Origin of the sequence: Corallococcus sp. CA049B (assembly GCF_003611685.1) — a bacterium.
Classification (GTDB): Bacteria; Myxococcota; Myxococcia; order Myxococcales; family Myxococcaceae; genus Corallococcus; species Corallococcus coralloides.
Window position 1 is genome coordinate 10,800 of record NZ_RAWC01000017.1, and the last position, 22,225, is coordinate 33,024.

Sequence of the window (22,225 nt, forward strand, 5' to 3'; positions counted from 1 at the left end):
TGGATGCGGCTCGGCGCCCCTGTCCGGCACGGGTCTTGATTAGGGGGAGCCCGAGTTGGATCACGTGTCCCGGGCATCCGTGTGCGTGTGGTGGGGAAGGGTGGGGAGCGGACAATGGTGATGGGGTGGAGGGGTCGGTTCGTCCTGCTGGCGTCGTTGGTGGCAGGGACGATGGCGTGTCACGAGGAGGACCAGACGCGCGGGGTGCAGGCCACGGCGGTGCTGGACGTGGACGCGCTCGACTTCGGCGAGGTGCCGGTGGGCGAGTGGCGTGAGAAGGAGGTCCGCATCCGCAACGTCGGCTACGTGCCCTTCTCCGCGCTGGAGGCGCTGGGGATTGGCAACAACCCGTCGTACCAGGTGGAGCTGACGGACGGCGGAGGCCGCGTGCCGCCGGGCGAGTCCCACGTCGTCAAGGTGCGCTTCCACCCGCTGGCCGAGGGGCCGGTGGAGGAGACGCTGCGCGTGACGACGGACGCCAACGTGGGCGCCCTGCAGCAGCTGCCCGTGCAGGGCCTGGGCACGCCCACGCGCATCGGCGTGAACCCGCCGGTGCTGGACTACGAGACGCTGGAGGTGGACAGCGACCGCACGCTGGAGGTCACCGTCACCAACCCGGTGGACCTGCCGCTGACCCTGAGGGTCGCGGGCGAGAGCGCGGATCCGTTCACCGCGGACACCATCACCGTGCCGCCCAACAGCACGCAGGTGGTGAAGACGAAGTACCTGCCCCGCGCGCTGGGGCAGATGGGCGCGCGGCTGGAGGTCGTCTCCTGCGAGACGTGCACCCCGTCCGTGGTGGACCTGAAGGGCAACTCCGTGGCGAGCGCCTTCGTGTTCGACCCGGCGCCCGTGCCCTTCGACGAGATTCCGGTGCACGAGCGCACCGAGTCCTTCACCCGCGCGCGCAACGTCACCTGGCGCCCGGTGACCATCTCCACGCTGGCCACCAGCGACCGGGCCTTCTCGCCGCTGTCCAAGCCGGAGGGCGCCACGGTGCAGCCGGGCGAGGTGGTGGAGATGCGCATGGAGTTCGCCGCGCGCTTCTCCGGCCCCAACGTAGGCAACCTCACCGTGGCGTACGCGTCCGACAAGGCGCGTGAGTCGCGCGTGATGCTGGATGCGCGCGGTGGCCGGCCCACGCTGGCCGTGGCCCCGGTGGCGCTGGACTTCGGCGAGCTGCCGGTGGGCGGCAAGGTGGAGCAGGTCATCCGCATCACCAACGCGGGCAGCAACGGCCCGCTCACCTTCACCGGCGTGCGCGCGGACGGCGACGCGGTGCAGTTCGACGTGGCCACGCCCACGCGCGGCACGCAGAACTACCCCTGGAAGGGCGGCACCTGGCCCACGCTGGAGGCCAACGGCCTTCAAATCAACCCGGGCGACGACGCGCTGGAGCTGAAGGTCTACTTCGAGCCCAGGAACGAGGGCACCTTCACCGCCACGCTCTACGTGCAGTCCAACGACCTGTTCACGCCCGAGCGGGCCATCACCCTGACGGGCCGCGCCCGCACGTCCGGCCCCTGCGTGTACGAGCTGTTGCCGCAGCCGTCGCTGGAGTTCGCCAACGTGGTGCCGGGCCGCGGCGCGGTGCTGGGCTTCTACTTCCGCAACCCGGGCCGGGCCGAGTGCGCCATCAAGAACGTGCACCTGTCCAATGACGGCGGCGGCGTGTTCACCATGCCGGGCGGTCCCATCACGGGCGGCGTGGTGCTCTACGACACGGCCTTCAGCTCCATGATTGCCTTCCGCGCGCCCACCACGGGCGGCGAGTTCAACGGCGAGCTGATGCTCACCGTCAACAACCCGGCCCACCCCACGGTGACGCTGCCCATCCACGCGGTGTCCAACCCGTCGTGCCTGGTGGCCACGCCGTCCTTCGTGGACTTCGGGCCCATCCGCTACGACTGCCCGGCGAAGCCGCGCAAGACGTTCCTGTCCAACCGCTGCAGCGCGCCGCTCACCGTGGGGGACGCCACCATCGGCAACGGCACGTCCAAGCAGTTCTCCCTGCTCACGCCGGTGACGGCGCCCATCACGCTCCAGCCCGGCGAGGGCTTCGAGATGGAGGTGGACTACGCCCGCAACGTGCTGGGCCAGCACTACAGCCCGCTGTACTTCCAGACGAGCACGGAGGCGAACCGCTTCCTCGTCCCGCTCCTGGCGGAGACCAACCACGAGGGCATCCAGGTGGACCGCTTCACGCAGGGCACCGACAGCCAGTTGGACGTGCTCTTCGTGGTCTCCAACACCACCACCATGGAGCCCTACCAGCAGCGCCTGCGCAACGCGATTCCCGGTTGGCTCGCGCGCGCCAAGGAGCTGAACGTGGACGTGCGCGTGGGCGTCACCAGCACGGGCCTGGTGCAGCGCCCGGGGCTGTGCGGCGGCGGCGCCAACGGCGGTGAGGCCGGCCGGCTCTTCCCCGTGGACGGCAGCCGCGCCCGCGTGGTGTCCGGCAACAGCGCCAACGCGGCGGCCACCATCCAGTCCAACCTGGACGTGGGCCTCTGCCACAACCTGGTGCAGGGCCTGGAGACGATGCGCCAGGGCCTGTCCGCCCCGCTGTCCGAGCAGGCCGATGACGTCCGCACCCCGCAGCCCAACGACGGCAACCTGGGCTTCACCCGCGCCGCGGCCCGCATGGCGGTGGTGGTGCTGGCGGACGAGGACGACCACTCCGGCTTCGAGCCCGACAGCTACATCCAGTTCCTCCAGACGCTGAAGGGCACGGGCATGTCCCAGCGCAGCAACCTGCACGCGCTCGTCCCCTCCGGGACGTCCTGCTCCACCGCCGGGTCCAGCGCGGACCGCTTCACCTCCGTGGCCCGGGGCACGGGCGGCTCCGTGGGCTCCATCTGCGAGGGGGACTACCGCGGGTTCCTGGACCCCATCATCCAGCAGGCCGGTGAGCCGCAGGCGGACTTCCACCTCACCGCGACGCCGGACGGCACCGCGGAGATGAGCGTGCGCGTGAATGGCCGCACGCTGGGTGCGGACCAGTGGACCTACGACGCGGGCCGCAACGCGGTCATCTTCGCGGCGGGCTCCGTGCCCACCCCGGGCCAGGCCGTGGAGATCCGCTACCGCAGCATCTGCGCCGCGACGCCGTAGCTTGGGAGCCGGAGCCGATACAGGTTCGTGACGCAGCGCGGCCGGGCCGGTCCCAGAGGGGGGCCGGCCCGGTTCACGTTTTTGCGGAAGCCCGGGCTTTTGAGATCCGCGCTGACGCGGCTATCGTCACGGCCGGAGTGGAAACGTTCGGCCGCTATGAATTGCTGCGCAAGCTGGCCACCGGCGGCATGGGGGCTGTCTACCTTGCACGGCAGAAGGGGCCCGTAGGGTTCCAGAAGCTGCTGGTGGTGAAGCGGCTGTTGCCCCACCTGTCGGAGGACGACGAGTTCCTCCAGATGTTCCTGGATGAGGCGCGCATCGCGGCGCTGCTCAACCACCCCAACATCGCGCAGATCTACGAGATGGGGGACGTGGACGGGCAGTACTACATCGCGATGGAGTACGTGCACGGCGAGCCGCTGGGTTCGCTGGTGCCGCGCGCGTCGGCGCACCCGGGCGGGTTCCCCCTGGGCCTGCGGTGCCGGATCATCGCGGAGGCGGCGGCGGGGCTGGATGCGGCGCACAACGCGCGCAGCCCGTCTGGCCGGAAGCTGTCGCTCATCCACCGGGACGTGTCTCCGCAGAACGTGCTGGTGGGCTTCAACGGCGGCGTGAAGCTCATCGACTTCGGCGTGGCGAAGGCGCAGGGGAAGCTGTCGCAGACGGTGGTGGGCACCATCAAGGGCAAGCACGCGTACATGTCCCCGGAGCAGGCGCGGGGCGAGCCGCTGGATGCGCGCTCGGACGTGTTCGGCCTGGGGACGGTGTTCTACGAGCTGCTGACGGGCGGGCGCCTGTTCAAGCGCGAGACGGAGATGGCCACGCTCAAGGCCGTCGTGGGTCATAAAATCGTCCCGCCGTCGGAGGCGGTGCCCGGGATCCCGAAGTCGTTGGACCCCATCGTCTTCAAGGCGCTGGCGCGCAAGCGCGACGACCGGTTCTCCACCGCGGGCGAGCTGCAGCTGGCGCTGGAGGAGTTCCTCCAGCAGGAGAAGCTGTCCGGCACCAGCGCGCACCTGGCCGCGTTCATGCGGGACGTGTACGCGGACGAGCTGGAGGAGGAGCGCTTCGCGGCCGAGCCGACGATGATCTACTTCGACCCGCGCCTGATGGCCCGGCCGGGCAGTGCCGCATCCGCGAAGGCCCCGGCCTCCGGGACGACGCAGTCCTCGGCCAAGGCGCAGGCTCCGGCGAAGACGCCGCCCCGTGCGCCGGAGCCGTCGGTGAGCCAGTCGTCGACGAAGGCCGCCGCGCGCCCGGAGGACTCGGGCGTGGGGCCTGCCGCGGAGCGGACCTCGCGCACGAAGGAGAACTCCGGCCTGAGCCGCCCGGAGGCCCGGCCCGTGAGGACGCGGGAGAACACGGGCGTGAGCCTGGCGGACACGCGTCCCCTGCACGACGAGGACTCGGGCCGGCCCACCTCGAAGCACGAGGCCATGCGCGGCGAGGCGCGTGCCTCCACCGGGAAGTTCGATGCCGTGCGCGGCGAGGACGCGGGGCCGGCGCGCGCCTCCACCGGGAAACACGAAGCCGTGCGCGGTGAAGACACGGGCCCGGCTCGCGCCTCCACCGCGAAGCATGAAGCCGTGCGCGCGGAGGCCGGCCGCTCGTCCACCGCCCAGTTCGGCGCCGTGCGCGCGGAGGGCTCGAAGCCGTCCCGTCCGCCCGAGGCCTCCACGGGAAGCCGTTCCGCGGCGAAGGCCGTGAAGGCCCCCAGTGACGCGACGGGGAGCCGCTCCGCCGCGAAGGCCGTGCGTGCACAGGAAGACTCCGTCGGAGCCAAGGCGCCCGCGAAGACGGGCCGGACCGAAGGCTCCGTGTCCTCCGCCCGGCGCCCTGCTCGCGGCAACGGACCCGACTCCGACAAGTAGTCGCCAGGAGCGCCGCGACCGGCCGCCCGGCTTTCGGGCCCAATTACAGGCCTCGCGGCGCCGGAGCCTCGCGGCCGGTTACAGGCTCGCCAGGGCCACGCGGTACAGCGCGCGGTAGCCCATGCGCGGGGCCACTTCGAAGCGCTCCGCGTTGAAGATGTCGCGCAGCAGCGCCTGCCCGTCCGGCGTGGACTGCAGCCCCAGGAGCGCCGTCTCCAGCGCCGTCACCAGAGGCGCGGGCAGCCCCATGGCCACCGGCACGCCGTCGTTGGGGGCCTCGTCCGTGTAAGCCAGGAGCTCGAACTTCGCGCCCATGCCCGGCCCCAGCACGTCCTCCACGCCCGTGGTGAACGTGAGCCCCGTGGAGGCCGGCGGACAGAAGACGCTCGTCACGTCCGCCCTGCCCTCCAGCACCGCCTCCAGCGCGCCCTGGTACGAGCCCGTGAACTGCTGCGACACGAACGCGCGCGACGGCTCCAGCCCCTGCGTCTTCAGGAACGCGCTGGGCAGGAGGTAGCCCGCCACCGAATCGCGGTCCACCCACGCCGCCTTGGCGCCCTTCAGCTTCTCCAAGGTCAGCCCGGAGCCCGCCCGCCCCACCAGCGCGGAGCGGTAGCTGGACATGCCCCGGCGCACCCCGCGCGTCAGCACCCGCACGCCCATGGCCTCCATGCGCGCGCAGACGAAGGGTGGCGCCCAGGCCGCGTCCGCTCGCCCGGACAAGAGGTCCTTGGCCAGCGTCTCGTAGCTGGTGGCGACGTTCACCTCCACCAGCTTGCCCAATGCGCGCTGCAGGAACGACGCGAGCCGTTCCGCACGATCACGCGCCGTCTCGCTGCCCAGGGACGGCGGCAGGCCAAAACGGAAGGAGTGCCGCGAACCTGAGGGGACGTGCGGGGTCATACGACTCCCGGTTTACCCCTGCTGGTCCAACCGCGCCACTTCATCGTCGGCCAGACCGAACGTCGCCTGGAGCAGATCCAGGATCCGCTGCTCCGCGGTGCTCGTCCGCCCGGACGCATGGGCGATCTTCGTGGCCAGCTGGTACGCCTTGACGCGCTGCGAATGCGTGGCCAGCCCGTGGGCCAGGACATGGAGCCGCTGGGGCAGCCCGTCCGTGGCCAGCGCCGCCACGGACTCGCTCACGAAGCCCTGGGCCCGCTCCGGGCTCACGTTCTGGAAGAGCGGGTCCGCCGCGAAGCTCTCCACCATCGCGCGCGCCTCCGCCTCCTTCAGCTGGCCGTCCGCCGCCAGCACCAGGACCATCACCTCCGCGAACAGCCGCTCCAGGGGCTCGCCCAGCGCCTCCGACAGGCTGCCCCCCTGCTCGATGACGTCGATGATCTGCGCGACCTCGTCCTCGGAGATGCCCAGCGCCGCCTGGAACGTCTTGAGCAGCCCCAGCTCCGAGCGGGTGGCCCGCTGATCCGCCAGCGCCACCGCCGCCGCCAGGCCGAAGGCCAGCATCCGGTTCTTGTGGTCCGGCAGCCGCCGGCGCAGCGAGGAGAGGACCTCCTCCAGGTTGCGCGCCTCCGCCAGCCGCACCGCGCTGGTCTCCACCAGCAGGTTCAACTCACCCGACTGCGTGCCCTCGAACTCCGGGCGCTCCAGCACTCGCGCCAGCAACGTCTGCATCTCGCGCTGGGACACGCTGCCGTCCGCCATCGCGGCCAGCAGCATGGCTTCCACCAGCGCCGCGTTGCGCTCCTTGCGCGCCTTTACTGCCTGCTCTCGAGCCATGGACTGGCGCTCCCTTGCGTGTCGGTGGTGGGGGGGGTGGCCACGGGCCCGTCTTCCGTCGCGTTCAGCGGGTCCGGGTTCAGCGTCTTGTCCAAGAGGTGCGTGGGGCGCACGTTCGACATCGCGTTGAGCAGGCTCTGGCGGACGTTGGGGATCTCCTTGCCCAGGTCCTCCACCAGCTTCTGCATCCGCTTGCGCTGCAGGTTCTCCTGCGACCCGCACAGGTCGCAGGGGATGATGGGGAACTGCTTCGCTTGCGCGAACTGGATGATCTCCTTCTCCGGCGCGTAGCACAGCGGCCGGATGACCACGTTGCGGCCGTCGTCGCTCTTCAGGAGCGGCGGCATCGCCTTGAGGCTCCCGGCGAAGAACATGTTCAGGAGCATCGTGTGGATGAGGTCGTCGCGGTGGTGGCCCAGGGCGATCTTGTTGCAGCCCAGGTGCACGGCGGCGTTGTAGAGGATGCCCCGGCGCAGGCGCGAGCACACCGAGCACTGCGTCTTCCCGGGCGGGGTCTTCTCCAGGACGATGCTGTAGGTGTCCTCCTTCAGCATCTTGTAGGCGTAGCCTTCCTTCTGGAAGTAGCCCTCCAGGATGTGGCCGGGGAAGCCCGGGTGGCCCTGGTCCAGGTTCACTGCCAGCAAGTCGAACTTCACGGGGGCTCGCCGCTGCAGCTCGCGCAGCAGGTGGAGCATCGTGTAGGAGTCCTTGCCTCCCGACACGCCCACCATGATGCGGTCCCCGGCCTCGATGAGGCGGAAGTCCGCGATGGCCCGGCCCATGTGGCCAAGCAGGCTCTTTTCAAGACGTTGGGCGTCGTTCATCGGCGGGGCCATCCTAGCGGCGGTCCGGGAAAAAACACGTCAAAGGGGCGGGCCGGTCCGCTAGCCTGCTCCCCGCGATGCCGACCTTCCCTCAGGGTGCCTTGGATGTGGTGGACCGCGCGGGCGAGGAAGCCGCCACGCGGGTGCTGGAGGCCGCGCCGGAAGTGGCGGTGGACCTGGAGGCGGACGCCATGCACGCCTTCCGCGCCCGCCTGTGCTTCCTCCAGCTGGGCACCGACACGGACATCTTCCTCTTCGACACGCTCCAGCCGGGCGTGGATCCGCGCCTGCTCTCCCCCATGATGGAGGACCCCGCGCGCACCAAGTACTTCCACGCCGCCCAGGGCGACCTGCAGTTCCTGGCGGAGGCGGGCGTGCGCGTGCGCGGCCTCTTCGACACGCACCGCGCGGTGACGCTGCTGGGGTGGCCCAAGGTGGGCCTGGCGGACCTGGCGCGCGAGCGGCTGGGCGTGGAGCTGCCGAAGGAGCACCAGCAGTCCGACTTCTCCCTGCGTCCCCTGCCCCCGGGCATGCGCGACTACATCGCCAACGACGTGCGCTACCTCTGCGAGCTGGGCCGCCAGGTGCGCGACGCGTGCCGCGAGGCGGACATCCTGGAGGAGGTGCTGCTGGACTGCGAGCGCATGTGCGCGGAGGCCGAGGCCCGGCCGGAGGTGGGCGCCGAGTACAAGCCCAAGCTGTCGCGCACCGGCCTCGGCACGGCCCAGTACGCGCTCGCGTACGCCATCGCGCAGGGGCTGCACAAGCTGCGGCTGGAGTGGGCGGAGAAGGACAACGTGCCCATGGGCCGCATGCTGTCCAACATGGCCATCACCGACCTGGCCCTGAAGCAGCCGGACACGCACAAGGACCTGGCGCGCGCGGCCGGCGTGCGGGGCGCGGTGGTGCGCGCGCACGGCGACGACATCCTCGCCCTCATCCGCGACCTTCAGCAGAAGGCCACCCGGGGCGAGCTGGACCTGGACCGTGAGCCCAAGGGTCCGCGCGACCCCCACCGGCGCAAGCGCGAGGACGCGCTCAAGGCGTTCCGCGTCGAGCAGGCCACGCTGCGCAAGGTGACGCCCAGCGTGGTGCTCACCAATCCGCTCATGGACGCGCTGGCGTCGAAGCCTCCCGCGGACGTGTCGGAGCTCTCGCAGCTGCCGTACCTCGGGGATAAACGGATCAAGCTGTACGGCGACAAGCTGGTGGCGTTGCTCAAGCCCTTTCCGGTGCTGGGAAGCTGACGTTCGCCCGCGACGAAGAGGCAACTGCTGTACGATTCGGACGAATCGTGCGCGGCGCTTCTGCATCCCTTGCCGGCTCGCTGTCCATGACCCCGGAACGCAGGTGTTGAGGTCCCATCTGCGGCTTGGGTGCTGGTTGCGAGAACGGCGTCCGTGCGTACCTTTGACGCCGCACAAAGGGAGGGCGTGGTCATGCTGGGAGCCAGGACAGGCGGGGCGCGGATCGAGGTCTCCCGGTGCATCGCCGCGAGCCTGAAGTGCCAGACGGCCTGCGAGGCCGGCATGGCGCGCCTGACGGCCCAGGGCGTCGCGGCGGATGACGACGCGGTGCGGCTGCTGCGCCAGTGCGCGGAGCTGTGCGAGCTCAACGTGCGCGCGCTCCAGAAGGAGAGCCGCCTGTCGCGCCGCACCGCCAGCCTGTGCTTCGAGCTGGGCAGCCAGGTGGCCCGCGCCGCGTGGCTGGAGGCGCAGGACCCGGATGCGCACGCGCTCGCGAGGGACGCGCTGCACCTGGCGCGCGCGTGCCGCCCGCTGGTGTTCGCGGCCTGAGGCGCTAGAGCTTGATGCCGTACAGCGCGCCGTACTTCGCGCGCAGGTACTGGAGGAAGTCCCGGTCCGTGAGCCCCTCGCCGGTGATGGCGCGCACGCGCTCCTCCGCGGGCAGCCGGAAGCCGTGCGAGTGCAGGTTCGCGCGCAGCCACCCCAGCAGGGACGACGTGTCGCCCCGCGCCAGGTCCGCCTCCAGCGACGGCAGCGCCCGGTTCGCGGCGGCGTACAGCGAGGCCGCGTACAGGTTGCCCAGCGAGTACGTGGGGAAGTAGCCCAGCTCGCCCCAGGCCCAGTGGATGTCCTGGAGCACGCCCTGCGTGTCGTCCGGGGGCGTCATCCCCAGGTAACGCCGCATGCGCTCGTTCCACGCGGACGGCAGCTCCGACACGGGCAGCTCGTCGCGCAGCATCGCCAGCTCCAGCTCGTAGCGCAGGGCGATGTGCAGGTTGTACGTCACCTCATCCGCCTCCACGCGGATGAGCGACGGCACCACGTGGTTGATGCCCGCGTGGAAGGCGTCCAGGTCCACGTCCGCCAGCGCTTCCGGGAAGGACTCCTTCAGCGCGGGGAAGTGGCTCACCCAGAAGGCGCGGCCGCGGCCCACCAGGTTCTCCCACAGGCGGGACTGGGACTCGTGCAGGCCCATGGAGGGCACGGACGCCAGCGGCGTGCGGTGGTGCTCCGGGGAGAAGCCCTGCTCGTACAGGCCGTGGCCCGCTTCGTGGAGCGTGCCGAAGAGGGCGGCCGGCGGCCACGTTGGATCCAGGCGCGTGGTGAGGCGCACGTCCTGCGCGTGCACGCTGTTGGTGAAGGGGTGGATGCTCACGTCCTGGCGGCCCGACTCCAGGTCGAAGCCCACGGCCTTGAGCAGCTGCATCGTGAACTGCCACTGCCGGCCGGTGTCGTAGGTGCGGCCGGAGAGGAACGCGGGGAAGGCCCGCTTCTGCTCACCCAGCGCGGCCACCATGGGGATGAGGGAATCGCGCAGCGCGGTGAGCACCGGCGTCAGGCGCTTCACGCGCATGCCGGGCTCGAAGCCCTCCAGCAGCGCGTCGTAGCGCTCGCCGTCGTGGCCCTGCGCGTCCGCCTGTTCGCGGCGCAAGGCCAGCAGCGCCTCCAGCGCGGGCTGGAAGCGCTCGAAGCGCTTCGTCGTGCGCGCCTCGCGCCAGGCCTGGAGCCCCTCTCCCTGCGCCTCCGCCAGCGCGGTCACCAGCCGGGCAGGCAGGCGCACCGCGCGGTCGCGCTCACGGGTGAGGACGCGCACCATGGCGCGCTCGTCGGGCGTGAGGGCCTCGAAGTCCGGGCCCCCTTCCCCGGCGCGGGCCAGGGCTTCACCCAGGCGGGGATCCACCAGCCGCTCGTGGTGGATGGCCTGGACGGTGGCCAGCTGCTGGGCTCGGGCGGAGGCTGCCTTGGAGGGCAGGTAGACCTCCCGGTCCCAGGAAGCCAGGTTGATGACGCTGTTCAGGTCGTTCAGCTCATGCATCCGTGCGCGCAGCCAGGAGTCCATGGCCTGTGTTTCTAGCGCGCTTCCAGGGTATGAGGACGCCCGCGATGGCCAACATCCTCCAATTCTTCATGGCACCCGACGACGAGGTCGCCTTCTTCCGTCACCTGGAGCGGCACGTCCTGGAGGTCTACCCCCGGCGCGTGCCGCCGGACTGGGTGCCCTTCCGGGCCACCCCGGACAACATCCCGCGCCTGCCGGAGGAGGACCTCTACCTGGTGGCCAGCGAGATTGGCCCCGCCATGGTGGACAAGGTGAAGCGCGGCCCGGACAAGGGCTTCTGGCGCATCGACGAGGTGCGCTCGCCCGTCATCTTCATCGAGCGCTCGCGCCGCAACGAAGAGGGCGAGCTGCTCAGCGGGAAGATGTGGGTGGAGCTGGAGGTGACGTCCCAGACGGGCCGCCGTGACGCGGCCCCGGACAAGTTCCGCCGCCTCTACATGGAGGTGGAGGAGTTCGTGAAGAAGACCTTCCGCCGGGGCGACCCGAAGGACTTCTTCGTGGGCAACCGCGCCGCGCGCCTCTGCAAGGAGGGGCTGGTGCTGCGCGACTCCGCCTTCCGAGGCGGCACCGTGGTGCCGCACAAGTAGCCGCTTCCGGGCCGGGGACGCTTCCCCGGCCCTAAAGCGTTCCTAGCTGCCGGTCGCGGCCGACGCGGACTGGCGCAAGAGCGGGGCCTCGGAGAGGAACTTGAGCTCCGGGTGCTTCTCCTCGGCGTGCTGGAGCGCCCAGTCGTCGCGGAAGAGCACCAGGGGCAGCCCGTCGCGGTCCTGCACCGTCTGGCGGTTGCCTTCCCAGTCGAACGACTTCGAGTCGAAGTTCTGCCCCACCACCCACCTGGCGTGGCTGAAGGGCAGCCGGTCCAGGGCGATCTTCGCGCCGTACTCGTGCTCCAGGCGGTACTGGAGCACTTCGAACTGGAGCGCGCCCACCACGCCGACGATGGGGTCCTTCATGCCCATGGCCAGCTGCTGGAAGATCTGCACCGTGCCCTCTTCGGACAGCTGCTCCAGGCCCTTCTCCATCTGCTTGCGGCGCAGCGGATCCTTCGAGCGCACCACCGCGAAGAACTCCGGGCTGAAGCGCGGCACGCCCTCGAACAGCACGTCGTGCGAGCCCTCGGCCAGCGAGTCGCCGATGCGGTACTGCCCCGGGTCGAACAGGCCGATGACGTCCCCCGGCCACGCGTCTTCAATGGACGTGCGCTCGGCGGCGAGGAACTGGCTGGGCTTGGCGAGCCGCACCTCCTTGCCCAGGCGCGAGTGGAAGGCGTTCATGCCCTTCACGTAGCGGCCGGACACCACGCGCATGAACGCGATGCGGTCGCGGTGCGCGGGGTCCATGTTCGCCTGGATCTTGAAGACGAAGCCCGCGAACTTCGGGTTCGTGGGCTCGCGAGGGCCCTGCGTGGTGGGGCGCGACGTGGGCGGGGGCGCCAGGTCCAGGAACGCGTCCAGGAAGGGCCGCACGCCGAAGTTGGTCATCGCGCTGCCGAAGAACATGGGCGACAGCTGCCCCGCGTCCGACTTCTCGCGAGTGAACTCGTCCCCGCCGATGTCGAGCAGCTCGATGTCCTCCTGGAGCTTCGCCAGCTCCGTCTCGGTGAGCACCGACTTGATTTCCTCCGAGTCGATGGACACCGAGCGCTCCGCCACTTCCGACTCGCCGTGCGAGCCCTCCGCGGAGAACACGTGCACCACGCGCGCCTGCCGGTCGTAGACGCCCCGGAACTCCGGCCCCATGCCAATGGGCCAGTTCATGGGGTACGAGCGGATGCCGAGCACCTGCTCCAGCTCGTTCATCAGCTCCAGCGGTTCGCGGCCGTAGCGGTCCAGCTTGTTGACGAAGGTGAAGATGGGGATGCCGCGCATGCGGCACACCTTGAAGAGCTTCTTCGTCTGGGGCTCCACGCCCTTCGCCGCGTCGATGAGCATCACCGCCGCGTCGGCGGCGGACAGCGTGCGGTAGGTGTCCTCGGAGAAGTCCTGGTGGCCCGGGGTGTCCAGCAGGTTCACCGCGTGGTCGCGGTAGCTGAACTGGAGCACGGAGGACGTGACGGAGATGCCGCGCTCCTTCTCCAGCTCCATCCAGTCGCTGGTCGCGTGACGACGCGCCCGCTTGGCCTTCACGCTTCCGGCCAGGTGGATGGCGCCGCCGTAGAGCAGCAGCTTCTCCGTCAGGGTTGTCTTTCCCGCGTCGGGGTGGGAGATGATGGCGAAGGTCCGTCGCCGGGCGACCTCCCTCTCGAGCTCATTGACCATGATCCGAGGCCAACTATCACGGGCGGTCGTTCCTTGCAGCTGTGCAAGCAGCGCCTGGAGGTCCGGCCGGGCTCCGGCCCTCCGGGGCAGCCCTCCCTGAGGCCCACATCGGAGCACGCCATGCAGCGCATCCTCCATGCCACCGGCACCCCCTGGGAGCCCCGGGTAGGCTACTCGCGGGCGGTGCGCACGGGCCCCTTCGTGTCCGTGTCCGGCACCACCGCCACGGACGCGGACGGCCAGCTCGTGGGTGAAGGGGACGCGTACCGGCAGGCGGCCCAGGCGCTGTCCAACATCCGGGCCGCGCTGGAGGCGGTGGGCGCCCGGCTGGAGGACGTGGTGCGCACGCGCATGTACGTCACGGACATCTCGCGCTGGGAGGAGCTTGGCCGCGCCCACGGTGAGGTGTTCGCGGCCATCCGCCCCGCCACCTCCATGGTGGAGGTGAAGGCGCTCATCGACCCGCGGATGCTGGTGGAAATCGAAGCGGACGCGGTGGTGGCCTCCGCCCTGCACTGACGGGCCCTACGCCTCGGGGGGTGGCCCCGAAAGCAACGGCATCACGTCCACGGCGTCGCACGGGAAGATCGCCATGTGCGGATGATTTTCGAACATCTTCGCCGCGGCTTCATGCGACGGCGCGCGCACGACGACGAAGACGGTCAGCTCGTTCACGACGTCCGCCACGCCCTCCAGCGACGTCCGCTTGGTTTTGCCGAGCGGGCCGCCCTCGTAGACGATGGCGTCCCGGTACTTCTCCTCCCAGGCCTTCAGGGCGGCGAAGCCTTCCTGGTCCTTCGCGCGCTTCTCGTCCTCGGACATCGCATACCAGGCCCGCCAGCGCGGGCTCGTCTTGTTGCTGAGGAAGACCGCGAGATAGGTGCCGTCCGTGCTCATGCGTGCGCCTCCCTTTGCGCTTGTGCGTGAGCCCCCCGGGCCGCACGCGGGGAGACCATATCCCTGTCGGGGCGCCTAGAACTCGGCGGTGACGTCGCCAGGCACGTCGTCCGGCGCGCCGGGGTTGCCGGGCTCGGGCGTCACGGCTTCGCCGGTGCCTTCCGGAGGCGTCACGTCGCCGCGCAGCTCCACCTCGGGGCAGGCCTGGAAGGTGCCCACGCGGCTGCCGGCCACCTCCGTGCAGTTCTCCGGGCGGCCCGAGTCCGAGCACTGGAGGAGGACGCGGTAGACCTCCTTCTCCTGCTTGTCCCAGCAGGCGCTGCCCACGTAGTAGGTGTTCGCCGCGATGTCGCCGCCCCAGGCGCGCACGTCCACGCGGCCGCCGGAGCCGGGGATGTGGCGCACGGAGGAGAGCACCTTCTCCTTCGCGGAGGTCGCGGTGCCGGGCAGGTTGTACGGGCCGAGCACTCGCACGCGGGTGACGCCGGTGGCTTCAATCTTGTGGCCCACGAAGGCGCCGGTGACGGCGTCGTGCATGGCGGGGTTCGGGGTGAAGTTGGCCAGCCGGTACGCCAGCGACTTGCTGCCCTTGCCGAAGTGGGCGAACGACATCATCAGCTTGCCCTGGCCCGCGTAGGACGGCGCCACCGCCTTGAGGTTGTCCAGGGAGATGGCCAGCGTGCCCCGGCCGCGGTGCGCATCACCGCTGCGCTTGAGCGCGCCCGCCGCGATGAGCTTGTAGGGGACGTCGTCCGCGCTGTTCAGCGGACGGGCCTCCAGCTTCCACTGGTAGCGCCCACCCGCGCCCTTGCGGATGAAGAGCTGGAAGGTGGCGTTGGCCCGGTCGGTGGGGCCATACACCAGCACGTCGCCGGGCTGCTCGTTGGCGGCCTGCTTCGCCAGCTCCGCGATGGGCACCAGCGCCTGCCGGAGCGTGTCGTTGAGCGCCTTCACCTCCAGGCGGGCGCCCTCCAGCATCGCGGCGCCCTGGCCGTCGAGCGAGGCCTCCACCTGCATCAGGTCCTGCGCCACGAGCGCGGCGCCATCCTGCGCGAGCGCGTCCGTGTTGATTTCGAGCGACGTGCCCGCGAAGTCCGGCAGGGACTCCAGCGCCTCCTGATCATCCACCCCACCGCACGCCGTCGAAAGCACCAGGGCCGCACCCACCGCCAACGTCTTGTTCCAGCGCATCGTCATCCTCCAGGTCGAACAGGTTCGCATGACTGCCTGCTGTTCCTTCCAACCCGGCGGCCCCGGTGCGGTTGCGGGGCGGGGAATTTTTCCGGCGAAGGGCCGTCATGTGCGCGGGTGTCGGCCCGCGGGGTGGTCGCCCTCCCGAGGAGCCCCTACCTTTCAGGGACCATGGGCGTCGAATGGAAGAGCAACATCGACATCGCGGACGCGCTGGAGCGGGTGGCGGACCTGCTGGAGACGCAGGACGCGATGCCCTTCCGGATAGGGGCCTATCGCAAGGCAGCGGCGACCATCGGGAACTGGCCGGACTCCGTGGCGCAGGTGCTGGCCGCGGAGGGCGAGGCGGGCCTGCGGGCGTTGCCCGGCGTGGGCAAGAGCATCGCGGGGACGGTCGCGGAGCTGGTGCGCACGGGACACGTGGGGCTGCTCGAGCGGCTGGAAGGTGAGGCTTCCCCCGAGAGCCTGCTCGCCAGCGTTCCTGGTATCGGACCGGAGCTGGCCAGGCGCATCCACGACGCGTTGGACATCTCCACGCTGGAGGCGCTGGAGCTGGCCGCGCACGACGGGCGCCTGGAGCGGGTGGAGGGTTTCGGGCCCCGGCGCGCGGAGCAGGTACGCGAGGTGCTGGCGGCGCGGCTGGGGCGCAACCGGCGCGAGCGCGAGCGGGCACGCTCTCACGGGGGTGAGGACGGGCCGCGCCCGTCGGTGGCGCTGCTGCTGCGCGTGGACGCGGACTACCGGCGCAGGGCGGAGGCCGGGGAGCTGCGCCGCATCGCGCCCAAGCGCTTCAATCCCTCTGGCGAAGCCTGGCTGCCGGTGATGCGCGAGCACGTGGACGACTGGAACTTCCGTGCGCTGTTCTCCAACACGGCGCTGGCGCACCAGCAGGACGCCACGGATGACTGGGTGGTCCTCTACTACGACCAGGACGACGTGGAAGGCCAGTACACCGTGGTGACCTCCCACGCCGGCCCGCTCAATGGCAGACGCGTGGTGCGCGGGCGCGAGAACGAATGCCTCGCGTATTACTCCCGCAGGGACGCGGCGCACGAAGCACCGCACGCGGGGGCCTGAGTCCCCAAGCGACACGGGGCAGGCGTTGCAGGAGCCCGCCCCGTGCGCCCCGGCTCAAGGCGCTGGTGTGTACACGTCGACGGCCGAACGCGCGCCGCCGCTTCCACTGCCGCCCGCGACCAGCACGCGGCCCGAGGGCATCAGGGCCAGTCCGTGGTGCGTGTTGCGCGTGGACAGGGTGCCCGCGGGCATCCACGCGTTCATCGCGGCGTCATACACCTCCGCCGAGTCGAGCACGCCCAACCCCGAGCCGCCCTCCCCCGTCACCACCAGCACGCGGCCCGTGGACAGCGCCGTGGCGTGCGGCAGGTAGCGCGGCGTGTTCATCGACGCCACCGTCTTCCACGTGCCGCTCGCCACGTCGTAGAGCTCCGCAGAGCGCAGCGGTCCATCCACGCCCCAGCCGCCCGCCACCAGCACCTGGCTGCCATTGCCCAGCGGCACCGCGATGTGGCCGTAGCGCGCCACCGCCATGGACGCCGTGGGCCGCCACGTGCCCGTGGCCGGATTGAACAGCTCCGCGCTCGCGGTGATGGCGTCCGCCCCGGTGGAGCTGCCGCCCATCACCAGCACCTCGCCCGAAGACAGCGGCACGGCCGCGTGGTACGTGCGCGCGTGTGCCATGGCGCTCGTGGAGCTCCAGGTGCCCGTGGCCGGGTTGAACAGCTCCGCGCTGGCGAGCGTGGAGGTGGTGCTCGCGCCCGACGCGCCGCCCGCCACCAGCACCTGCCCGGAGCCCGGGAGCAGCGTCGCGGTGTGACGGGCCCGTCCCGTCTCCAGGTCTCCCATTTGCGTCCAGGTCCCCGTGGCCGGCGCGTACACCTCCGTGGCGGACAGCCAGGTGGAGGCGTCCCGCTGCCCGCCGCTCACCAGCACGCGGCCGTCACCCAGGGGCGTGGCGGAGTGCAGGAAGCGCGCGGTGCGCAGCGAGCCGGTGTCCTGCCAGCTGTTCGTCGCTTCGTCGTACAGCACGGCGCTCACGAGCGCCGCGCCCGACGAGGACGCCCCGCCCGCCACCAGCACGTCGCCCGTATTCAGCCGGGTGGCGGTGAGCTGCGAGCGCGCGGAGCCCAGGCTCGCGGCCGTGCTCCACGGCAGGGCGGACGGGCGGTAGCGCTCCGCGGTCGCACTGAGCGTTCCCGCCTGGGGCACGCCGCCCAGCACGAGGACCTCTCCCGACGGGAGCAGCGCGGCGGCGTGGCTGATGCGGCGCGAGGACATCGTCGCCGTCGCCGTCCAGGCACCGGTGGCCGGCGTGTAGAGCGCGGCGCTGTCCAGGTAGGGCTGGCCGCCCGTGGAGCCGCCCGCCACCAGCACCTGCCCGGAGGTGAGCAGCGTCGCGGAGTGGAAGACGGACTGGGACGGCAGCAGGCCCTGGGGCGTCCAGGTGCCGGTGCCCGGGTCGAACAGCTCGGACGTGTTCGTGGCGAGGCTGCCCGCGAAGCCGCCCGCCACCAGCACCTGCCCGGACAGCAGCAGCGTCGCCGTGTGCCCCGTGCGCTGCGTGACCATGCGGCCCACCGCCGTCCACTCGCCCGTCGCGGGGTCATAGCGCTCCGCCGTCGCGAGCACGTTCCCGTTGGCGCTGTCCCGGCCGCCCGTCACCAGCACCTGCCCATCCGGCAGCAGCGTCGCCGCGTGGCCCAGGCGGGCCGCGCTCATCCGGCCGGTGACGGACCAGGAGTGGGTCTCAGGGGAATAGATCATCACGCTGGACAGCGCGTTGCCGAAGCCGCTGTCACCGCCCACCACCAGCACCCGGCCGTCGGGGAGCAGCGTCGCGGTGTGCTGGGAACGGGGCAGGTCCAGTCCCGTCGCGGCGGACCAGCTGTTGGTGACCGGGTCGAAGAGCTCCGCGCCGGCCGAGGCCAGCACGGAGGTGCCTCCGCCCACCACCAGCACCTTGCCGGAGGCCAGCAGCGTCGCCGTGTGGCGCTGGCGGCTCGTGGCCATGGCGCCCAGCGAGAACCAGCGGCCGGTGCGCGGCTCATACAGCTCCGTGGCGGACGTGCCCCCGCCCGCGACAAGCACATAGCCATTGCGCAGCAGGGTGGCCGTGGCATCCACGCGCGCGGAGGCCATGGTGCCAGCGCCGCCCCACGAGGACGCGTCCAGGCGCGAGGTGGAGGTGGAGGTGGAGGGAGCGGCAATGAAAGACGAAGCTTCGGGGGCACAGGCTGTCGCGAACGCAAGCGCGAGCGCGGCCAGCAGGCCGTGAAAACGGATACGGGTCATCGAGGGGGACTTCCTTCACTTCATGGGGGATGCGGCTTTCGCCGCTGGGGGGGGGCGGCCCCTTAACCCAGACGAAGGGAAGACAACAGCGGAATTCCTATCAATCATCACCAGCGGGTATCATCGGGATTCATGAGAATGATTCTCGCCACCGCGCTGGCCTCCCTCCTGTGGGGCTGTGGCGCGACCCAGCCCGTCGTCGAGACCCACTACCGCTCCCGCTCCCTCCAGGAGCAGGGCGACCTCCGGGTCGGCGAATACATCTCCTCCCAGTGGTCACTCCAGACCGCGTCCTATTGGATTGAAGGTCCGGAGGGCCTGGTCCTCATCGACACGCAATTGCTGCCCTCCGCGCTGCGCAAGGAACTGGCGTTCGCGAAGGACGTCACCGGCAAGGAGGCGAAGCTCGCCATCGTCCTCCACGCGAATCCGGAGAGCTTCAACGGCACGGCCCTCCTCAAGGAGCTGGGCGTCCCCGTCGTCACCTCCGGACCGGTGCGCGAGCGCATCCCCGCGGTCCACGAGAAGTGGGCGCCCTCCCTCTTCAAGCAGTACTGGAACGGCCGCTATCCGCGGGAGCTCGCGCTCGCGGACAGCTTCGGTGACAGCACCCGCGAGCTGCGCGCGGCCGGCCTCACGCTGAAGGCCCATGTCCTGGGGGCGGGCTCCAGCGCGGCCCACGTCGTCGTGGAATGGGAGGGTCACCTCTTCACCGGCGGCCTCGTCGCGCGGGACACGCACACCTGGTTCGAAGGCGGCGACACCACCGGGTGGCTCCAGCGCCTGGACGAGCTGCGCGCCTTGAAGCCGAAGTGGATCCACCCGGGGCGTGGCCTGCCCGGCGGCCCGGAGCTGCTGGACGCGCAGACCGCCTACGTCCAGGCCGTGCGCGAGGAGGTGACCCGCGAGCGGCGCGCGGAGCACCCCAGCGCGGATCCGCTCGCCGCGGTGGAGGCGAAGCTGAAGGAGCGCTACCCAGGCTACGCCTACGCGAAGCTCCTGCCCCACGTGGTGCGCGCGGAGTGGGCCCGGCAGGCGCCCCGGCCCTGAAGCCTCAGCTGCTCGCGGACGTGTAGTGGCGGATGGACATCAGCCACACCCACCGCGCCATCGCCGCGAACGCCACCGCGCCCACCACCGCGCCCACGAGCCAGGTCCACGGCAGCCGGCCCAGCAGCGCGAGCGCTGGGAAGGTGGTCATCAGCGCCAACGGGATGATGAAGGTGAACACCCACGCCAGCGAGCCCCGGAACACCGAGGACGGCCAGCGGGCCGCGTCGAAGATGGACGTGAACAGGTACGTGAGGTTGTCCACCTTCACCACGAAGAAGGCCGCGCTCACCACGAGGATCCACATCGAATACAGGATGAGCATGCTCGTCCCGAGCAACACCAGCGACGCGAACACGCCCGGCAAGGACGGCCAGCGCCCCAGTGAGATGAACGCGTAGACGAACAGCCCCACGCCGGACAGCACGTTCACCGCGCGCCACGGCAGGAAGCGCTGCGTGGACACCAGGAACTGCGCGTCCGCGGGCTTGAGCAGCACGAAGTCCAGCGTGCCCTTGCGGATGTGCTCCACCATGCCCGTGAGGCTGGGGCTGATGGCGCCCTCCAGCACACCCTGGAGCAGCGTGAACCAGCCCACCACCAGCAGCGACTCCTGGAACGTCCAACCCTCGATGCTGGGCCGCGTGCCGAAGACGACGAACAGCGGCGCCAGCGCGGTGAACGTCCACGCCAGCGACGTGAGCCCCTCCGCCAGGAAGTCCGCGCGGTACTGCAACGCCAGCAGGCCGGAGGCCTTCAACTGCACGCCCAACAGCCGCAGGTAGCGCTTCGCGTTCACCACCGCCCTACCCTCCGAACGCCGCGAAGCGCGCCAGGCCCCGCCGCCAGACCGTCAAGGACACCACGCCCAGGCCCAGCACCCATGTCCACTGCGCGGCCAGCAGCGCCCACGCCTCCTTCGCCGCGTGCGCCCCCGTCAGCAACTCCACCGGCAGCCCCATCTGGTAGCGGAACGGCAGCCATTCCATGACCGTGCGCACGCCGGGCGGGAAGAACTCCACCGGGAACATGTACCCGGAGCAGACGAAGAACAGCACCATGTAGACTTCCATCAGCTTCTGGCTGCTCTCCAGGAACAGGCTCAGCGTGCCCAGGAGCACGTTCAGATAGAACGTGATGAGCCACGCGCCCGTGATGCCCAGCGCGAACAGCCCCCAGCCTCCCAGCGACGTGGGCACGGCGCGCTCGGCGCCCGCCACCCACAGGCTGATGCCCAGCACGGGCAGGACGATGGCGACGCGCAGCGGGATGCCCGCCAGCACCTCCGTCGCGTACGCCAGCAGCGGGGAGATGGGCCGCAAGAGCCGCATCGCCAGCGTACCCTGCTTCACCTCGTAGCTGACCAGCCACGCCACCCAAGAGCTGGTCATCTGCCGCACGCAGAAGGCCGCGAGGAAGTAGCCCGTGAACTCCGCCTGCCCGAAGCGGCCCACCGGCCCGCCGCGCGCCACCGCCGACCACAGCGCCAGCATGATGAGCGGCATGGTGGTGGCCAGCACCCAGATGATCATCTCCGCGCGGTAGGCCACCGCCTCGGAGAAGCCGATGCGCAGCATCGTGGGCAGCGCCTTGAGGGCCGTGCGCAGGCTCATGCGGACGCCGCCTCCCGGGCGGCCTCCGCCCGGCGCGCCTTGCCCTCCTGGAACAGCTCGCTCATCACCTCTTCCAGGGGCGCGTTCTCCACCGTCAGGTCCGTCACCGGCAGCGTGGACAGCGCGCGGCCCACCGTCGCGTTCACCGCGTCCTGCTGGACCTGGAGCACCGCCGAGCCCGGCTCGTGCGACACCACCTTGCCCAGCGCCGTCAGCAGGGCCGCGTCCACCGGCTGGCCCAGCCGCAGCACCACGCGCTTCTCCGGGCGCACGCGCTGCACCAGCGCGTCCAGGCTGCCGTCGTAGGACAGCTGCCCCTTGTCGATGACGATGACGCGCGGGCAGAGCGCCGCCACGTCGTCCATGTAGTGGCTGGTCAGGATGAGCGTGGCGCCCGTCTGCTCGTTGTAGGCCTTGATGAACGCGCGCATCGTCACCTGCATGGACACGTCCAGGCCGATGGTGGGCTCGTCCAGGAAGAGCACCCGGGGGCGGTGGATGAGGGCCGCGGCCAGCTCGCACTTCATCCGCTCCCCCAGGCTGAGCTGCCGCGTGGGCTTGCCGATGAGGTCCCCCAGCTCCAGCAGCGACACCAGTTCGTCCAGCGTCTGCTTGTACTGGAGGCGGGGCACGTCGTAGATGGCGCGGTTGAGTTCGAACGTCTCCGACGGAGGCAGGTCCCACAGCAGCTGCTGCTTCTGCCCCATCACCAGCATGATCTTCTTGAGGAACGCCTCCTCGCGGAAGCGGGGCACGTGGCCATCCACGGTGACTTCACCCTCGGACGGGTGGAGCAGGCCGGCGAGCACCTTGAGCGTCGTCGTCTTGCCCGCGCCGTTGGGGCCCAGGAAGCCCACGCGCTCCCCGGGCTTGATGTCGAAGGAGATGCCATCCACGGCCTTGACGGTCGTGTAGCTGCGGTGGACGAGCGAGCGCAGGGCCGCCTTCAGGCCAGGCGGGCGCTTGTGGACCTGATAGTGCTTGCGCAGTCCGCGGACGGAAATCATGGCGGGATGGGTTTAACGCGGTCGCCTCCGGGTGGCGACCCC

19 protein-coding genes are annotated in these 22,225 nt (G+C 70.7%); 8 read left to right on the top strand and 11 right to left on the bottom strand.

The window, feature by feature from the left end; genetic code table 11:
* The first annotated feature begins 114 nt into the window (after positions 1-114).
* Entirely contained in the window at positions 115-3,114 is a 3,000-nt protein-coding gene (locus D7W82_RS06120) for a choice-of-anchor D domain-containing protein (RefSeq protein WP_120617432.1), read from the top strand.
* Between the two features lie 137 nt (positions 3,115-3,251).
* A complete protein-coding gene (locus tag D7W82_RS42310) occupies positions 3,252-4,985 on the top strand; it encodes a serine/threonine protein kinase (RefSeq protein ID WP_304988724.1) in 1,734 nt (577 codons plus the stop codon).
* A 78-nt stretch (positions 4,986-5,063) separates the two neighbouring features.
* Here the strand turns inward: D7W82_RS42310 and D7W82_RS06130 are convergent, their stop codons facing one another.
* Genes D7W82_RS06130 through ttcA form a run of 3 tightly spaced genes read right to left on the bottom strand, consistent with a single transcriptional unit; the run spans position 5,064 to position 7,561 of the window.
* Entirely contained in the window at positions 5,064-5,888 is an 825-nt protein-coding gene (locus tag D7W82_RS06130; RefSeq protein ID WP_120617433.1) for a phosphate/phosphite/phosphonate ABC transporter substrate-binding protein, read from the bottom strand.
* A gap of 12 nt (positions 5,889-5,900) precedes the next feature.
* On the bottom strand, positions 5,901-6,725 hold the full coding sequence (locus D7W82_RS06135) for a tellurite resistance TerB family protein (RefSeq protein WP_120617434.1): 825 nt from the start codon (positions 6,723-6,725) through the stop codon (positions 5,901-5,903).
* Entirely contained in the window at positions 6,704-7,561 is an 858-nt protein-coding gene (gene ttcA, locus D7W82_RS06140; RefSeq protein WP_120617435.1) for a tRNA 2-thiocytidine(32) synthetase TtcA, read from the bottom strand. The genes D7W82_RS06135 and ttcA overlap by 22 nt, the downstream gene beginning before the upstream one ends.
* Positions 7,562-7,626: 65 nt before the next feature.
* Here ttcA and D7W82_RS06145 point away from each other — a divergent pair, with 65 nt between their 5' ends.
* The gene (locus tag D7W82_RS06145; protein ID WP_120617436.1) at positions 7,627-8,796 is read left to right on the top strand and encodes a ribonuclease D; all 1,170 of its coding nucleotides are present in this window, start codon (positions 7,627-7,629) and stop codon (positions 8,794-8,796) included.
* Between the two features lie 192 nt (positions 8,797-8,988).
* Entirely contained in the window at positions 8,989-9,345 is a 357-nt protein-coding gene (locus tag D7W82_RS06150; RefSeq protein WP_120593081.1) for a hypothetical protein, read from the top strand.
* A 4-nt stretch (positions 9,346-9,349) separates the two neighbouring features.
* Here the strand turns inward: D7W82_RS06150 and D7W82_RS06155 are convergent, their stop codons facing one another.
* A complete protein-coding gene (locus D7W82_RS06155; protein ID WP_120617437.1) occupies positions 9,350-10,855 on the bottom strand; it encodes a carboxypeptidase M32 in 1,506 nt (501 codons plus the stop codon).
* A 44-nt stretch (positions 10,856-10,899) separates the two neighbouring features.
* Here D7W82_RS06155 and D7W82_RS06160 point away from each other — a divergent pair, with 44 nt between their 5' ends.
* The gene (locus tag D7W82_RS06160) at positions 10,900-11,442 is read left to right on the top strand and encodes a hypothetical protein (RefSeq protein WP_120617471.1); all 543 of its coding nucleotides are present in this window, start codon (positions 10,900-10,902) and stop codon (positions 11,440-11,442) included.
* 42 nt (positions 11,443-11,484) lie between these two features.
* Here D7W82_RS06160 and D7W82_RS06165 read toward each other — a convergent pair whose 3' ends face one another.
* The gene (locus D7W82_RS06165; protein ID WP_120617438.1) at positions 11,485-13,113 is read right to left on the bottom strand and encodes a peptide chain release factor 3; all 1,629 of its coding nucleotides are present in this window, start codon (positions 13,111-13,113) and stop codon (positions 11,485-11,487) included.
* 120 nt (positions 13,114-13,233) lie between these two features.
* Here D7W82_RS06165 and D7W82_RS06170 point away from each other — a divergent pair, with 120 nt between their 5' ends.
* Positions 13,234-13,632, top strand: a complete 399-nt coding sequence (locus tag D7W82_RS06170; protein WP_120617472.1) for a RidA family protein — start codon at positions 13,234-13,236, stop codon at positions 13,630-13,632.
* Positions 13,633-13,638: 6 nt separating this feature from the next.
* Here D7W82_RS06170 and D7W82_RS06175 read toward each other — a convergent pair whose 3' ends face one another.
* Positions 13,639-14,010, bottom strand: coding sequence for a hypothetical protein (locus D7W82_RS06175; protein WP_120617439.1), 372 nt, complete (start codon positions 14,008-14,010; stop codon positions 13,639-13,641).
* 75 nt (positions 14,011-14,085) lie between these two features.
* Positions 14,086-15,231, bottom strand: coding sequence for a hypothetical protein (locus D7W82_RS06180; protein WP_147439240.1), 1,146 nt, complete (start codon positions 15,229-15,231; stop codon positions 14,086-14,088).
* A gap of 141 nt (positions 15,232-15,372) precedes the next feature.
* On the opposite strand from D7W82_RS06180, the gene D7W82_RS42315 reads away from it, so the two are divergent.
* On the top strand, positions 15,373-16,278 hold the full coding sequence (locus tag D7W82_RS42315) for a helix-hairpin-helix domain-containing protein (protein ID WP_120617441.1): 906 nt from the start codon (positions 15,373-15,375) through the stop codon (positions 16,276-16,278).
* A 54-nt stretch (positions 16,279-16,332) separates the two neighbouring features.
* Here the strand turns inward: D7W82_RS42315 and D7W82_RS06190 are convergent, their stop codons facing one another.
* On the bottom strand, positions 16,333-18,513 hold the full coding sequence (locus D7W82_RS06190) for a kelch repeat-containing protein (RefSeq protein WP_233587334.1): 2,181 nt from the start codon (positions 18,511-18,513) through the stop codon (positions 16,333-16,335).
* Positions 18,514-18,651: 138 nt separating this feature from the next.
* On the opposite strand from D7W82_RS06190, the gene D7W82_RS06195 reads away from it, so the two are divergent.
* Positions 18,652-19,563, top strand: coding sequence for an MBL fold metallo-hydrolase (locus D7W82_RS06195; RefSeq protein ID WP_120617442.1), 912 nt, complete (start codon positions 18,652-18,654; stop codon positions 19,561-19,563).
* A 4-nt stretch (positions 19,564-19,567) separates the two neighbouring features.
* Here the strand turns inward: D7W82_RS06195 and D7W82_RS06200 are convergent, their stop codons facing one another.
* Genes D7W82_RS06200 through D7W82_RS06210 form a run of 3 tightly spaced genes read right to left on the bottom strand, consistent with a single transcriptional unit; the run spans position 19,568 to position 22,183 of the window.
* Positions 19,568-20,362 carry an ABC transporter permease gene (locus D7W82_RS06200; RefSeq protein WP_120567470.1) on the bottom strand — a complete coding sequence of 265 codons (795 nt, stop codon included), beginning with the start codon at positions 20,360-20,362 and terminating at the stop codon, positions 19,568-19,570.
* 7 nt (positions 20,363-20,369) lie between these two features.
* Positions 20,370-21,176 carry an ABC-2 family transporter protein gene (locus D7W82_RS06205; RefSeq protein ID WP_120617443.1) on the bottom strand — a complete coding sequence of 269 codons (807 nt, stop codon included), beginning with the start codon at positions 21,174-21,176 and terminating at the stop codon, positions 20,370-20,372.
* Entirely contained in the window at positions 21,173-22,183 is a 1,011-nt protein-coding gene (locus D7W82_RS06210; RefSeq protein WP_120617444.1) for an ATP-binding cassette domain-containing protein, read from the bottom strand. Before D7W82_RS06210 ends, D7W82_RS06205 begins: the two co-directional genes overlap by 4 nt.
* Positions 22,184-22,225 lie beyond the last annotated feature (42 nt).